The organism is Vreelandella sp. 2A-K22, from assembly GCF_054065485.1.
The window spans coordinates 115554-130825 of sequence record NZ_JBSUGC010000008.1; the positions used below are offsets into that span (position 1 = coordinate 115554).

Sequence of the window (15272 nt, forward strand, 5' to 3'; positions counted from 1 at the left end):
TCAATGACTACCCACCCGGGCCACCGCATCGCGGCTGGCGGCTTCTCGCTGTTCGCCGGTGAGCTCTACCAACTGCCCCTGGCGCATTTCCAGCAGCCGGTCGGCTTGGTCGAAGTAGTGGTCGTCGTGGCTAATCACCACCAGCGTCTTGCCCAGTGCTCGCAACTGGGGCAACAGCTCACGGTAAAAGACCCGGCGGAACTGGGGGTCTTGGTCGGCGGCCCACTCGTCTAGCAGCAATAGGTCGCGCTGTTCAGCGACCGCTAATAGCATCGCCAAGCGCTTGCGTTGGCCCTGGGAGAGGTTGACGTTGGTGATGCGATCGCCGTCGAAGTCGAGCTTGCTATGCATGCCCAGCGCGGCAAGCCACTCCTCCACCAGCGCCGGGTCGGGTGACTCGCCCGCTGGGCCCATCAAACGATCAAACAGGTGCAGATCGGTGTAAATGGCCGAGAAGTGCTGGCGATAGCGTGTCCAGTCTTCCTCCTGCAGCGGCCTGCCATCGACCCGTACGCAGCCACTTTGGGGCTGGTAGAGCCCAGTCAGCAGCCTCGCCAAGGTCGATTTTCCGCTGCCATTACCGCCGATCAGAAACACTACCTCGCCACGCATCAAGGTCAGGTCGATAGGGCCGATGGCAAAACCCGCCCGAGACTCCTCATCCGGGTAGCGATAGCTAACCTGCTCCAGGGTTAGCTCTTGCCAGTCGTGGCGCAGCGCAGAGTGGCCGAATGCCTCGCGATGCTCGGCCAGGTCTAAGCTGCTGATTTTTTCGAACGCCACTCGGGCGTTAATCAGCGTCGGAAAAGCGCCAATGGCCTGCATCAACGGCGCACGCAAAAACAGCAGTGTGAGTGAGAAGGTCGTGGCTACCTGCACCGATGCCCAACCCAGGCCGTTGGCCAAAAAGAACGCCACACCAATGGCGCCCAGCATCATGATGTTGAACCAGTTCACCGCGCTGAGATGGTAGGTATCGCCAAGAATAAAATGGCGTCGGCAATCTAGCGCATCAGGGGTGTAGACATCGCGATACAGCCACTCGGCACGGTCGCGGTTGAGTGCCAGTTCCTTGCGCCCCTCAATGACCGCCTGGTAATCCGCGTAGAGACGATCCTGTATTTCGCGCAGTTTGGCCATATGCCCATAGACCCGCGCCACCAAACGCATGCCAATCAACACCGTCACGATCACCCAGAGCGCGGTGACGCCCAGCATGGCAGGCGAAAGCCACGCCAGGTAAAGCGTGGCGCCTATCGTCAGCACCCCGCCCTGCACCAGTTCTGGCAGGCGTATAAAAGCAACGGTCACTGAACTCACGTCGCTGGACAAGCTCGCCAGCAAACGCGCGCTGCCAATCTGCTCAGCGCGTTCGATATTGGTATCCAGAATTCGTTTGATCAACTGCCCCCGCAGCCGGTAAACGAAATGGTGACCCAGCGTGGTCAGCGCCAACTGTGATGTCAGGGTAATGACCAGCAGCAGCGCGATCAGCCCCAGGAACTCGGGCAGGATGCGCCAGGGGTCAGTGAAGGTGCCCAGCAGCCGCTGATTGATAAAGGCGATGACACCGATGCCCAGGCCCGCACTTGCCAAGCTAAGCACTACCACGGCCACAAACGGCCAACGATAATCACGCCATACGATTCTGAACAGTTCCATTAACTTTGACTCCTTGCAAGAGTTGAACGCTAAAGGAAGCGCTGCGGCGTGCCGTACTACCCTAACGGCGTTTCTTGGCCGGTTTATTTTCGGGTTTTAGCGGGCATCCACCGCACAGCGGCTCACCGGGTAGCCGGTATTTGATACAGCATAGCCGTCGCACACGAGCAGGCGTTTCACCGCCCAGCTCCAGATAACGCACCGGCTGATAGAGCGGATTACGACGCCCATCGGGAAGCGTCTTGGTGGCGAGATAATCCAGCAGCGGCTCACCCGCCCCTGTAAAGGTTGGATGCCGCGAGCAGGTCTTGCCCACGAACTCCACGTAGTGACCAAGATTGCTCCAGAACACCTTGGCAGAAAGCCCAGAGACAGCGGCCAACGCCTCGATCAGTGGGGCACAGTGGTCATCGAATAGACTGCTGAAGCGTGCCTGGAGCGCTTTAGAGGCCAGCGGCACACCACCATGCGGCAACCAGATACGAGCCGTCTGGCCGTGATCACCAAACGCCAGTCTCAGTTCATCCCCACCCACCGGCAGGTCGTAGCCCAATAGCAGGTTGGCCACCAGCGTCGGGATCGAGACGCTGCTGAAATGAAATTTCGACCATATCGAAGCGACGGCCAGAAAATCGGCATCGTCACCGTGGTATCGCCGGTAACGCGTCAGCTGGGCGTTAAGCACCTCATGGTTCAGCAGCTCAGAGGCCGCTAGCGTCGGCACATCAGGCTGACCAAAACAGGGAGCCTTGGCGTTATCCAGCGGCGGCTGGCGGTAAAGCGCCAACAGCGCCTCCGCTGGATCCACCGTTGCTAAAAGCTCCCTCGTTTTGATCGCCACGTTACTCATAGCCGCCGCAGCCCCCACATAAAGTAAGCGCCGCCAATCAGGGAGGCGACCAAGCCCGCTGGTATCTCATAGGGGAAAATAATCTGGCGCCCCACCCAGTCAGCCAGCACCATCAATAACATGCCGATCAACGCTGCTCCCAGCAGATGCTGACCCGCCCGGGAGAAGCCGACCAAGCGCGCCATATGCGGCGCCAGCAGGCCAATAAACGAAAGCGGCCCCACCACCAGGGTGGCGCAGGCGGTTAACAAGGCCACCAACAGCAGCAACGCCAAACGGGCTCGATTGAGGGTTACCCCAAGCGCCTTGGCCGTCGGCGCGCCTAAGGGCAAGATATCCAACCAGCGGGTGAAGGGCAGCGTGATCAGCGCCAATACAGCGGCAATGCCCCCAACCACCACCGCATTGGTGATATCCACGTAGTAGGTGGAGCCCGCCAGCCAGGCAATCACCTGCTGGCCACGAGGGTCGCCGCCCGCCAGCATCACGCTGCGCACTGCATCAAACAGCGCGCTGACCGCCACCCCGGTGAGCAGTAAACGCTCGGGGAGATAACCGCTCTTGCGGTTGATACCCACCAACACCAGCAGCGTCGCGAAAGCACCCAGGGTACCCACGCCAATCAGCATCATATTGGTGGGCGCAGGCAGCAGGAAAATCCCCAAAATCAGCGCAATGGCACAGCCACCACTGATACCCAGTACTTCGGGGCTGGCCATGGGGTTGGCGGAAAGGCGCTGGAGAATAGTCCCGGCAATCGCCAGCATTAACCCGCTGGCGGCTGCCGCCATCACCCGGGGCATGCGCCACTGCATGACATTCCAGTTATTGGGCGCCAGCCAGTACCAGCCATCTACACCCTGGCCAAACAGCAAGCCGAGAACCGTTGCCCCCAGTAACGCGAGGATTAAACCAGTGGCTAAACGTGAAGGCGCTGGGTGACGACGGGCGAAAATCCCCGCCCCTTTCGGCGGCTGGTCGCCCTGCAGTTTCAGGCGCGGAATCAGCCACATTAACAGCGGTGCCCCCAGGGCACCGGTAATCGCCCCGGTAGGAATAAAAGCTGCCACCATGCCACCGAACTGCTGCAGCAGCAGATCCGTGGTAGCCAGCAGCACGGCCCCTAATAGCGTCGACCAGATTAGCCGCGGCCCTAAGCGGCGCGCACCGGCCATGCGCACGATATTCGGCGCTGCCAAGCCGATAAAACCGATGATGCCCACCACGCTGACAATGCTGCCGGTAATAAATACTGCCAACCCCATCCCCGCAAAGCGTAGATAGGTCAGCGAGACTCCCAGGCTCTTGGCACTGGCATCGTCCAGCTCCAGCACCGCCAAGGGCCGTAGCAAAAACCACGCGGCCACGCAGCTAATCGCTAGCCGAGGCCAGAGGATTGTAACGCCGTCCCAACCGTTTTGCGCCAGCGAGCCCGCCCCCCAGATCAGCAGCCCGGAGAGCGCCTCGTGGTTGAACAGCAGCAGCGCCGTAGACAGCGCCCCCAAGTACAGATTGACTACTAGGCCCGCCAGCACCACCACGATCGGCGCCAGCCCGCGCCGCCAGGAGAGCAGAAACACTAATCCAACCGCTAGCGCACCGCCCAATAAGGCGACCCATTCGCGCCCGGCGACAAGCAGCCCCGGCGCCAGCAAGGTGGCGGTCATCAACGCCAGGTTAGCGCCCGATGCCACCCCTAGGGTGGTGGGCGAAGCCAACGGGTTGCGCAGCACCTGCTGCATAAGCACGCCTGCCAACCCCAGGCCGCCCCCGGCGAGCAGGGCGATAGAGAGGCGCGGCCACCAAGCGTAGTAAAGCAGCAGCTCGTCAACGTTCTCAAAAGAAGGGGCCACTAATGCCTGCAGGCCCAGCGCGAAACCGCCTTGGCCCTCTAGGCCCACCCAAAACAGCACCACCATGGGCAGGCTAAGTAATAGGCAGGCTTTAGCAGGCGACATTCCCCCCATTCTTTGGGTAAATTGCGCAGCGCCTAGCATAGCGAGCACCCTTTTGTGATAACCGGACAGTTCGCCAAAAGAGACGTGATAGGCAGCAGCGTCATTTTCTTAGCCTTACTATTTATGCAAACGAGTTTATGGAAATTAGCGATTGAATAACTAACAACGATTCTAAATGATAATAATTAGCACTACAATTGACTCCTTATATATAAAGGAGGCATCACTATGGCAGCCAAACCGAGCTACCAGCTTTTCGATATCACCCTAGCCCGGCGTACCCAAGTCAGCTCCTCATTAGTCAGGTTCACCTTTACTGGCCCGGAAGTCAGCCAAATGGCGACCTACGCACCGGATCAGCGCGTCAAGCTATTCTTTCCCGAAGGCGGTGGCAGTCTCGACCCGCTGTTTGAAATTGCCAAGCTGGAAGAACACGACTGGTACGGCGCCTACCGCGCACTGCCGGATGCCCAAAGGCCCTCAGCGCGCACCTACACTATTCGCGCCCTCCGCCCGGAGCAGGCTGAGGTGGACGTTGAATTTGTACTCCACGGCGACAATGGCCCCGCATCGCGCTGGGCAATGCACGCCCGCCCGGGTGACCGGCTAGCCATGACAGCCCCCGACGCTAACGCGGAAGGCCCAAAGTTGGGCTACGAGTGGAAGCCGCCCCAAGGCGTACGCCGTATTCTGATCATCGCCGATGAAACCGCCCTCCCCGCTGCCGCCGGCATTCTGGAAACCCTTGATGACCTACCGCTCAAACCCAAGGTCGAAGCGCTATTCGAAGTGCCTCGTGGCGACGACGTTCAGCCTCTGCCCCAGGCCACCAAACTGCGCTGGCTGGCCCGCGACGCTGAGCCCGCCTGCCAACACGGTGAGCTGCTAATGAGAGCGCTACGTGATATCGATTTACATAGGGAAATTCAAGCGCTAGGCGGCACGCCTACTAACGTCACTACCAGAGCCACGACCAACGACGAAAGCGACGATGAGGACGGCCCTCTCTGGGAACCCGCCACCCTGGATGACAGTGCGCCCTTCTACGCCTGGATCGCCGCTGAAACCAAGGTCGCCATGAAGCTGCGTCGCTATTTGGTCAACGAGTGCGGGCTACCCAAGCAGTACGTCACCAGCATGGGCTACTGGCGCCAGGGCAAGGCCAATGGTTAAAGGAACGGCAAACAACACGGCGTTAAACAGTGATATCACAAGCAAGCAAGCTCAAACGCCTATTGGCTGGCGAGACAGCCCCAACTGCTATGGGCGGGTCAGCCGTGTACTGCACTGGTTGACCGCCGCGCTGGTCACGCTGCAATTTTCCGTGTTGTTGGCCTGGAGAGGAATGGGCGAAAACGCTATCACGCTGTTCTTGGCGAGCATCGGGCCTCACGGCTCATTAGGATTTATGATTCTGATCGTGACGCTGGCTCGCCTTGGCTGGGCATGGATAAATCGCAAACAACGCCCGCCCCACACGCCAGGGCTAGGTGGGCGCTTGACGCGCTTTGTCCATATCACCTTTTATGGGCTACTAATGTGGTTGCCCGCTTTCGCTATTTTGCGCCAGTACGGCCGCGGCGGGGCGCTACTCTTTTATGGCATGGAGCTGCTGCCCGAAGCGGAACGCGAGATCACCTGGATGGTCGCCCCCGCCGAGCTCCTTCACGGCCCGCTCTCGTGGCTGCTATGTGGATTAGTCATCGGCCACATCATGATGGCGCTGACTCACCGCTTCTGGCTTAAAGACCGAGTACTGGCGCGTATGGTGGGGTCAAGTGGCCGATGAGGGTTCCGCTAGCGGCTCTTCGGCAGTCTCAGACTCAGCAGTCAACAGCTTGCCACTCTCTAGCCGCACCAATCGATCTGCGAGGTGGAAATAGCGGTCATCGTGGGTGATGACCAGCACCGCTTTGCCCATGCGTTTTAGCTCGGGCAACACCTCGCAGTAAAACACCTCTTTGAATAACGGATCCTGATCCGCCGCCCACTCGTCAAACACCAAGAAGGGCCGATCCTCAAGGTAGGCAACCACCAGCGCCAGACGCTTACGCTGGCCCTGGGAGAGTGCTTGGGTGGTGAACGCACCGTTTTCAACCCGCACTTTGTGCTGCAGGTGCAACTTGGCCAGCAGGCGATCACCCTCCTCGTCCAGGTCATCACGTGGTGCCTCTAACAGGCGCTCAAAGAGATGGAAGTCTGAGAACACCACCGAGAAGAGCTGCCGGTAGGCATCCCAGCCATCCGCTTCGACCCGCTCTCCATTGAGCAATACCTCGCCACCTTCCGGCGGGTAAAGCCCCACCACTACTTTGGCCAGCGTGGTCTTACCGCTACCGTTGCCCCCCACCAGAAACACCACTTCCCCCGGCGTAAAGCTCAGATTAATCGGCCCCAACTCAAAGAAGTCATCGCTCTGCTCGTGGTAGTACTGATGGGTGACGTCGTGCAACTCAAGACGCTGCAAAGCAGGCACCTGAGGTGACGCCTGCCTCTCCTGCCCCTGGGGCATCTCTCGTGTAATGTCATCAATTCGACTAGCAGCTACCCGCGCCATATTGATCCGCGGGATATTGATCAGCAAGCCTTCAAGGGGCGTCACCATAAACACAAACACCAGCGCAAAACCGGTCATTACCTGGGTTTGGTTAGGCCCATCGCCCGCCAATACAAACAATACCAGACCGATAAAGGCGTACATCAGGAACTGCCCCCAACTGGTCGAGATCACGAACAGCGACATGCCATAAGTACGCAGCCGCCGCACGCCTTCAACCGACTCCCCCAATATCTGATCCATAAAGACCCGGCTCTTGCGTTGGTGTAGCCGCAACTCTTTTGCACCATCGGTCAGCGCGCGGAAATGTCCAAACAGGCGATCCTGCTCTGACGAGGCATCCTGGAGGTAGTGAATAGCGCGTAAGTGCACAAGGTGATAGCCGACAGCGCCCAGCCCAATCACCCCCAGTGCAAATAAAAACACCTGCCATGAGAGCATTGCCAGGTAGCCCAAGCACCCCACCACGATGACCGTATTGGTCAAAATCACCGGCAAGCTAACGAACAGTACCGCCACGTTGTTGCTGTGCTCGGTGAGCGCCGACTGGATCCGTGCACTGCCCACACGCTCGAACCGAGCAAAGGGGGTCTCGGCCACGCACTGGGCGACAAAACTGCGCAACTCGGCCAGAGCACGCTGCCCCAACCGCTCAAACAGCGCCGTCGACACCATCCGACAGACCATTAGGGCCACGGCGATCCCCGCGAAAGCCCAGGCCGTATTGGCACGACTGGCGGCATCGCTGTTTAACGCCGCATTGATTTGGGCAATCAGCAGCACGCTGAAAAGCCCCGAGAGAATACTGGCCAGCGCAGCAGCGGTCATCAACCCGCGGGTTCGACGAATCAGATAGGGAAGCACATTCACCTCATTGGAAAGCAATTAGAAAAAGCGACTGGAAAGCAGTACCTACCCATACAGACGAACCACCGCTGCAAAAAGTTAAACACCTTTCTTGTAAACATACCTCATTCTCATTCGTCTTTAGATAAAGAAGTCAGTACGCCGCCTTTCGGTGGGGGTGATTTTTTTATTCTTTTCTTTGATTCGTTTTTTCGATAGGAGCTTAGCGGTGTCCAGTTCTGTCCAGGCACAAACACAGGTACCCTCTGAAAGCTACGCGGTGGCCTCGCTGCTCTCACGCCCAGAGGGGTGCACCTATCAAGTTTCCTATGAGGTAACCACGCAGACACTTTATGTGGAAGGACATCAAGAGCGCCTTGAGTGGTTGCTAGTAGACGATAACAGCACCTTGATGCTGCAGTGGTCACAGCGTTCAGCACCACCTTTCCCGGCATTGCTTGCCGCTATCGAAGGGGCTTTTGCCTTTTACCCGGCCAGTGTTGCGCTACGCCTTCAGCTACCTAGTGTTTTGTACGCCAACCTGTGTGCCGCTGGCATCGCGGTTCAAGAAAACCATGGGGAGCTCTGGGCCTATGCAGAGCTCTTTTGGCAGTTACCCACGCTTTGGCTTAACTCGCCACCCACGCGCCCTTACCCGCAGCAGTCCATATTGGAGAATGGAAAACGACACCCACGCCGCCCGCCGCGCCCCAGTGGCACGGTCTATCAGCGTCATATTGCCTGGCTGGATGCCACATTAAGCTTTCGAGTGCTTGACCTGGAACTTGATCTGGAGCGCTTCAACCGGTGGATGAACGACCCAGTCGTCGCCCATTTCTGGGAAGAGCAGGGTGATTTGGAACAGCATCGCGAGCGGCTGGAGAGCACGCTCCAGAACCCCAGCGTTGTACCGCTGATCGGCTGTATCAACGGAGAGCCCTTCGGTTATTTCGAGACCTACTGGGCCAAGGAGGATCGCATCGGCGCTTATTACGATGTCGGTGACTTTGACCGCGGTTGGCACGTGCTGATCGGCGAAGCCGCTTTTCGCGGGCGGCCTTATGTCGCCGCTTGGCTGCCCTCTATCTCTCACTACCTGTTCCTGGACGACTGCCGCACCCAGTGCCTGGTAATTGAACCCCGAGTAGATAACGCCAAGATGCTGCGCAACCTTGCCCAGTGCGGTTACGCCCATGTTAAGGCGTTCGACTTTCCTCACAAGCGGGCCATGCTCGGCATGCAGCTACGCGAACACTTTTTTAACGAGCGCTGCTGGGTTCCGCTGCCCTCGCACCCTGGGTCAGCCCCACGACCCGATCCACGCCTCACCCCATAGACACATCAGCCACGAGGACTCTTATGCATATTCACGATTTGATCGGCATCGGCTTCGGCCCCTCCAATATTGCCCTGGCCATTGCGCTCGACGAACAGCGCCAGGCAGGGCAAGCGAAGGATGCCTTGTTTATTGAGCGTCAGCCCTACTTTGCCTGGCACCCGCATATGTTGCTGGAAAATGCCCATATGCAGATTTCTTTCCTCAAAGATCTGGTCACGCCGCGTAACCCTGAGAGCCGTTTCAGCTTCCTCAATTATCTTCACAGCAAAGGCCGCTTGCAGGACTTTATCAATCTGCAGACCTTCTTCCCCAGCCGCCATGAGTTCAATGATTACCTAAGCTGGACTGCCAGCCACTTTGAACACCAGTGCACCTATGGAGAGGATGTGTTTGAAGTGCTGCCCGAAACTGATAACGACGAGGTCGCCTACCTTCGCGTGCGTTCACGGGATGAGAGTGGCGCGGTGCAGGAAAGGCTCACCCGTTCATTGGTAATTAGCGTGGGGGGCGCGCCCAATGTGCCTGAATGCTTCGCCGGGCTAAAAGACGACCCACGGGTCTTCCACTCCAGCCACTACCTCCGGGAGTTGGCGAAGCAAGACGCCCCCAAACGCATCGCGGTGATCGGTGCGGGCCAGAGCGCCGCTGAGATATTCCTTGATCTACACGGCCGTGAAGGCATTCAGGTGGATCTTATTAGCCGGGCATGGGCCTTTAAACCCTCGGACGATAGCCCTTTCGTCAACGAGATTTTCAATCCCGAATACACCGACTACGTGTTCAACAACCCCACCGGCCAGCGGGAAGCACTGCTGCAGGAGTACAAAAGCACCAACTACTCAGCCCCTGACTTGGCGCTGATTCAGGAGATTTACGATGTGTTCTATCAGCAAAAAGTAACCGGCCAGGCCCGCCACCGCTTCCGCCGCCGCCATGAAGTTATTGGTAGTCAAGCAGGCCCCGAAGGTATTGAGCTAAATGTTCGCGATTTAGAGAGTGGTCATACGGAGTCCACTCGCTACGACGCAGTGGTATTAGCAACAGGCTATATACGCGACACCCATAAACAGCTATTGGCCCCCGTCGCGGACTACCTGCCTGACTTTGCCGTTAACCGCCACTATCAGCTCTACACCAAACCTGCGTTCAAACCGGCTATTTTCTTGCAAGGCAGCTGCGAGCCCACCCATGGTTTAAGCGATACCCTGCTGTCGATTTTGGCAGCCAGGACAAGTGAGATCTGTGAAGTGCTTAATGAGGCACTGCCAACATCCTATTCAGGAGTATCAACTCCCTCACTAGTAGGCGCGGACTAACCAAGCACTATTAACGCATGGCCGCTCTCTCAGAGCGGCCCCTAATACCGAGATTCACGACCATCATGTCCCTACATCCTGATATCGCCGCTTTCTTAGATCTGGTCGCCGAAAGCGGCAATCCGCCTTTTCACTCGCTCTCACCACAACAGGCACGCGCTGCTTACGAGGCATCATCGCAGATGCTTGATGAGCCAGCATCGCACGATGCCACAACGCTGAGCATTACGTGCCGAGATGGTCACCAACTTGAGCTACGCCGCTATCAAGGTAAGGAGTCTATCTCTCCCACCCTGCTCTACTTCCATGGCGGCGGCTACCTACTGGGCAGCCTGGATTCACACGACTCGCTCTGCCAAAGCATCTCTCAAGCAACTGGCTACACAGTGCTGGCCGTCGACTACCGTTTGGCCCCCGAGCACAAGTTTCCGACAGCTTTTCACGATGCTGAAGATGCCTATTGCTGGCTGCTAAAGCATGGCGAAGAGATGGGTCTCAATACCTCACGTATCGCCGTTGGTGGTGACAGTGTAGGAGGCACCCTTGCCACGGCTCTTTGTATGTCAGCGCGTGATAATGGTTGGCACCCTCCACGCTGCCAGATCCTGCTCTACCCCTGCACCAGTGCCTGGCAGGACAGCGAGTCTCATCGCCGATACGCACAAGGCTATCTGCTGGAAGCAGACACCCTGCAGTGGATGTTTGGCCACTACCTAAATAGCGATGAGGAACGCCACGACTGGCGTTTTGCGCCGTTGGAGGCTGCGGAACTCAAAAACCTACCACTTGCCTTCATCGCCCTGGCCGAACACGACCCCCTAGTCGACGAAGGCATCGCCTACGTGAATCGTTTACAGGAAGCGCACGTGGATACCCAACTGACTATATACCCCGGCATGGTGCATGACTTTGCACGCCTGGGCAGCATCACGCCCGATGCCACCGGTCAGGTACGCGCGGATATCGCCAAAGCGCTTCAGCACCATCTTAGTAAGCACCCAAGCTCAGTTGATGTTTAATTGCCTCCCATGGGGCACAGCATGATTGGTACCTGTGGCGCCTCTTGCCACAGGTACCATTTTGGGCAACGGAGTGTTGCAAGAACGTACAAATTCAGAACATAATGCTAATAATAATAATTACCATTAACGCATAAATATCATTCAAGGGGATTACTATGCATCCATTTCGTACCGGCCTGCGCAGGAAACTGCTCTCCGTGGCCATTGCTAATGCCTGCGCTGCGACGCTATTCGTGGCACCAGCTGCACTCGCTCAAGACCTCACCTCAACCCAAACAGAAGAAAGCGGGGAGTCTACAACAGAGTTACCTACGCTTCAGGTGACCGAAAGTCGACTCTACGATTCTCTTCCAGTACCTTATGCTGGAGGACAAGTAGCAACAGGCGGACGCCTTGGTTTGCTTGGCAACATGGACATCATGGACGCCCCTTTCAACATCACCAGCTACACATCAAATCTCATCAAAAGCCAGCAATCAAGAAGCATTGCCGATATTCTCGACAATGACCCATCCGTGCAGACAAGCACACGAGGGAGGGGAACTAACACTGGAGGCGATACCTTTCAAATTCGTGGCTTCACTCTTTTCAATAGTGACATCGCCCTTAACGGACTCTATGGTGTTATGCCCACTAACACCATATCCATGGAAACCGTAGAACGAGTAGAAATAATTAAAGGACCAAACACTCTATTAAATGGTGTATCACCTGGTGGCCGAGTTGGTGGCACAATAAATGTTATACCGAAGCGTGCAAGCGATACCCCTCTCACGGAAATCTCTGCTGTTTATCAAAGTGACTCACTGCTAGGTACTCATATAGATGCTGGACGCAGATTCGGAGAATCCAATCAACTTGGTATACGTTTTAATGGTGTTTTCAGAGACGGCAATACGGCGGTCGATGGTCAATCCTCGACATTAGGCGCTGCCAGTCTCGGCTTCGATTATCAGGAAGATAATTATCGATTGTCCGCCGACCTAGGCTATCAGAAAGATAAAACCAATGCCGGAAGTGGCTTTGGCTCAGGGCTCCAGATTCGCCAAGGAGCGGAAGTCCCCTCGGCCCCCAATGCAAACAAGCAAACAGCGCAATCGTGGGAAGAAATAGAGAATGAAGACACTTATGCAGCTTTGCAAGGTGAATACGACCTATCCCCCAACTGGACTCTCTACGGTGGGCTAGGAGGACGTAACAATACTCGCTATAATCTTAGAACCAATCATGCACTAATAGACACATCAAACTCTCTAGCCTCATTCCCCGTCTACTATCCTGACTACTCTGACACTCGAAGTGCAACTTCAGGAATTCGCGGACTTGTAACAACAGGCAATATCACCCATAATTTAAATATAAATTTCTCTAAACTAACGGAGGAAGGCGGATATCTTTATGAGAGCAGCGATATAAGTCTCTCCAACCTTCACAATGTTGGTGCAATTGGCTTTCCTGACCAATTCGAGCTATCTAGAGATATCCCAAAATCCTTTGAAAGAGAGCTAACATCCATAGCAGCAGCAAACGTCATAGGGTTGCTTGACGATCAACTACTTGTCACTTTAGGTGCGCGTCATCAGAATGTCAGGATTGAAAACTTTGACACTGAAAGTGGAAATAGAACTTCTCTGTATGATGAAAGTGCTATTGCACCAGCTATCGGAATAACCGTAAAACCCTCTGATAATATTTCTATCTATGGTAACTATATTGAAGGGCTGGATCTTGGGTATACAGCTCCAGCAACGGCGGAAAATGCTGGAGAAACGTTTTCTCCGTCTAAAACACAACAAATAGAGGCAGGTATAAAGCTAGACCACGGTGATTTTGGGGGATCAGTAAGTGCCTTCGAGATTCGGCAGCCGAGCACAATCACTCTTCCAGGCTCTACTGATGGAGCATTTATATCGACTCAAGATGGTGAGCAGCGCAACCGTGGCGTCGAAATAAATGTCTTTGGCCAACCCACATCAACCTTAAAGCTTTTAGGTGGTATAGCTTATCTACAGCCGACTCTAACTGAAACACAAGATGGAGTTAACGACGGGAACCAAGCACCGGGCACGTCAAGATGGCTAGGTAATGTCAGTGTTGAGTGGGATACTCCGATCTCTGGGTTGACGCTAAATTCACGTGTTGTCAGAAGTAGCTCTCAATATATTGATGCTAGCAACACTCAAGAAATCCCAGGGTGGACACGCTGGGATGTTGGAGCAGGTTACCAGTTTGAAAATCACCCTATAACAGTCAGGGCTAACATAAATAATCTCTTAGACAAAGACTACTGGGAATCTGCTAACGGTAGCGGTGGCCGACTTCGCCTAAGTGAACCAAGAAGCGTAATCTTGTCTGCAACTATGGAGTTTTAGTTCTACCCCCTGCTGACTCCTAAGGTCGGCGGGGGGAGTTTCTATTAATAAAAAATAGTTACTAATACTACAACAAAAAGTGCCACTTCCTTTATAATGCCGTGTTAAAAGCCTACCCTTAGCAATACAAGTATTTCATTCGCTGCACTAAGATCAAACTAGGAATGCCATGCCTCGATCCTCTATCATCAGTATGCTTCTATTTCGCGGCCTGATAGCCATCGTTGCAATTGCTGACCTAGCATGCGCTGCTCCAGGCTCGGCAATTACACACCATGAAATTCCATCTGTTGCTTCTCTTGATTATCGCAGTACCGAAACCTTGCTTTCGCTGGGTATAGTACCTACAGCGGTTATCGATTCAAACACTCCATACTTCACGCTAAGAGGGGCAGTCAAAGCAAGCAACCTAGGAACGATCATCCAACCAAATCTTGAGCTTCTCAGTCAAATCTCACCCGAGCTCGTTCTCACATCACCAGAATTCAAACATATGACTCCTCGTCTGTCAGGCATTGCCACAGTGAAAAGCCTAACTCTCTATAGCCCAGAATTTGAAGCAAATAGCTGGCAGCGGATGACGTCTTTCACAAGAGAGGTCGGAGAGGCCGTAGATGCTGCGGATCTCGCGGAGGATGTAATTCAGGAAGCTGAAGCACATTTCCAATCACTGAGAAAGAGGATAGCTGATGATCAAATCCCTCCCTTATTGATCGTTCGCTTGATGGATCATAAACATGCCAGGGTATTCGGGAACAACAGTTTGTTTCAAAGCTCCCTAGATCAGCTAGGACTGTCAAATGCTTGGGAAGGCGCACAAAATCACTATGGAATCACCACGGTTAGTATCGACTCTTTAATTGATATCAATGCTCGCCTAGTGATATTGGAAAGCCCATATGCCACCAATCCCAATCGTGAACAATTCTACATAAGTGGTATCTGGCAACATTTGCCTATCATACAACGTGGTGATGCCATCATCCTACCGGCAACCTTTAACCATTTCGGCGCTCTTCCCTCTGCTAGACATTTTGCAGATGTCCTGATTGATGCCATAGAAGAAAGTCGTGCTACCTCATACCTTCCAAAGGGCTAATTATGTGACTATGTAAGTGCTTGATCTTAAATTTTTATGCATTGTGGCATCGGATCTCTCTTACGGATGAAACTATGTTAAGGCGTTTCGTTGCTCCCCTTACTGACTCTGAACATTAGACACCGACTGTCCTCTGCCTATCACCATGGAGAGAAGCGTGCCCTACGTCGCCGTGCGAATGCTATCCTGTTGAGTGATCAAGGCCATACGATCAACCAAATCAGTGAGGTACTGCAGGTTTATGCATTAAT

General features: G+C 55.1%; 11 protein-coding genes and 1 pseudogene. 8 read left to right on the plus strand and 4 right to left on the minus strand.

Annotated features, from left to right (window positions below; all coding sequences use genetic code 11):
* From ACW17M_RS12600 to fhuB, 3 genes are read right to left on the minus strand one after another with little or no spacing between them, the layout of a single operon-like run.
* On the minus strand, positions 1–1749 hold the full coding sequence (locus tag ACW17M_RS12600; protein WP_457547595.1) for a multidrug ABC transporter permease/ATP-binding protein: 1749 nt from the start codon (positions 1747–1749) through the stop codon (positions 1–3).
* Positions 1724–2512, minus strand: coding sequence for a siderophore-iron reductase FhuF (fhuF, locus tag ACW17M_RS12605; RefSeq protein WP_027959973.1), 789 nt, complete (start codon positions 2510–2512; stop codon positions 1724–1726). Before fhuF ends, ACW17M_RS12600 begins: the two co-directional genes overlap by 26 nt.
* Positions 2509–4509 (minus strand): Fe(3+)-hydroxamate ABC transporter permease FhuB, encoded by a 2001-nt coding sequence (gene fhuB, locus ACW17M_RS12610; protein WP_027959974.1) that lies wholly within the window; start codon positions 4507–4509, stop codon positions 2509–2511. Before fhuB ends, fhuF begins: the two co-directional genes overlap by 4 nt.
* A 189-nt stretch (positions 4510–4698) precedes the next feature.
* Between fhuB and ACW17M_RS12615 the strand changes: the two genes are divergently transcribed.
* Positions 4699–5643: a siderophore-interacting protein gene (locus ACW17M_RS12615; RefSeq protein ID WP_457547552.1), complete on the plus strand. Its 945-nt coding sequence runs from the start codon at positions 4699–4701 to the stop codon at positions 5641–5643.
* Positions 5636–6259 carry a cytochrome b gene (locus ACW17M_RS12620; RefSeq protein WP_027959976.1) on the plus strand — a complete coding sequence of 208 codons (624 nt, stop codon included), beginning with the start codon at positions 5636–5638 and terminating at the stop codon, positions 6257–6259. Before ACW17M_RS12615 ends, ACW17M_RS12620 begins: the two co-directional genes overlap by 8 nt.
* On the opposite strand, the gene ACW17M_RS12625 is transcribed toward ACW17M_RS12620, so the two are convergent.
* Entirely contained in the window at positions 6245–7891 is a 1647-nt protein-coding gene (locus ACW17M_RS12625; RefSeq protein WP_027959977.1) for a cyclic peptide export ABC transporter, read from the minus strand. The two genes, ACW17M_RS12620 and ACW17M_RS12625, sit on opposite strands and share 15 nt — an antisense overlap.
* Before the next feature lie 211 nt (positions 7892–8102).
* Here ACW17M_RS12625 and ACW17M_RS12630 point away from each other — a divergent pair, with 211 nt between their 5' ends.
* The 6 genes and pseudogenes from ACW17M_RS12630 to ACW17M_RS12655 all read left to right on the plus strand — a co-directional run.
* The gene (locus tag ACW17M_RS12630; RefSeq protein ID WP_457547553.1) at positions 8103–9209 is read left to right on the plus strand and encodes a GNAT family N-acetyltransferase; all 1107 of its coding nucleotides are present in this window, start codon (positions 8103–8105) and stop codon (positions 9207–9209) included.
* A gap of 23 nt (positions 9210–9232) precedes the next feature.
* Positions 9233–10528, plus strand: coding sequence for a lysine N(6)-hydroxylase/L-ornithine N(5)-oxygenase family protein (locus tag ACW17M_RS12635; RefSeq protein WP_035538608.1), 1296 nt, complete (start codon positions 9233–9235; stop codon positions 10526–10528).
* Between the two features lie 65 nt (positions 10529–10593).
* Complete coding sequence (locus ACW17M_RS12640; protein ID WP_027959979.1) at positions 10594–11547, plus strand: alpha/beta hydrolase; 954 nt, start codon at positions 10594–10596, stop codon at positions 11545–11547.
* A 158-nt stretch (positions 11548–11705) separates the two neighbouring features.
* On the plus strand, positions 11706–13922 hold the full coding sequence (locus ACW17M_RS12645; RefSeq protein WP_051430569.1) for a TonB-dependent receptor: 2217 nt from the start codon (positions 11706–11708) through the stop codon (positions 13920–13922).
* A 169-nt stretch (positions 13923–14091) separates the two neighbouring features.
* Entirely contained in the window at positions 14092–15021 is a 930-nt protein-coding gene (locus ACW17M_RS12650; RefSeq protein WP_051430570.1) for an ABC transporter substrate-binding protein, read from the plus strand.
* 74 nt (positions 15022–15095) lie between these two features.
* Positions 15096–15261, plus strand: a pseudogene (locus ACW17M_RS12655) (IS630-like element ISHsp2 family transposase); the annotation flags it as partial.
* Positions 15262–15272 lie beyond the last annotated feature (11 nt).

Excerpts from the sequence above, each read along its gene's own strand:
- fhuF (WP_027959973.1), bottom strand. The coding sequence starts at position 2,512 with ATGAGTAACGTGGCGATCAAAACGAGGGAGCTTTTAGCAACGGTGGAT.
- ACW17M_RS12640 (WP_027959979.1), top strand. The coding sequence starts at position 10,594 with ATGTCCCTACATCCTGATATCGCCGCTTTCTTAGATCTGGTCGCCGAA.
- ACW17M_RS12620 (WP_027959976.1), top strand. The coding sequence starts at position 5,636 with ATGGTTAAAGGAACGGCAAACAACACGGCGTTAAACAGTGATATCACA.
- ACW17M_RS12650 (WP_051430570.1), top strand. The coding sequence starts at position 14,092 with ATGCCTCGATCCTCTATCATCAGTATGCTTCTATTTCGCGGCCTGATA.
- fhuB (WP_027959974.1), bottom strand. The coding sequence starts at position 4,509 with ATGCTAGGCGCTGCGCAATTTACCCAAAGAATGGGGGGAATGTCGCCT.
- ACW17M_RS12615 (WP_457547552.1), top strand. The coding sequence starts at position 4,699 with ATGGCAGCCAAACCGAGCTACCAGCTTTTCGATATCACCCTAGCCCGG.
- ACW17M_RS12635 (WP_035538608.1), top strand. The coding sequence starts at position 9,233 with ATGCATATTCACGATTTGATCGGCATCGGCTTCGGCCCCTCCAATATT.
- ACW17M_RS12645 (WP_051430569.1), top strand. The coding sequence starts at position 11,706 with ATGCATCCATTTCGTACCGGCCTGCGCAGGAAACTGCTCTCCGTGGCC.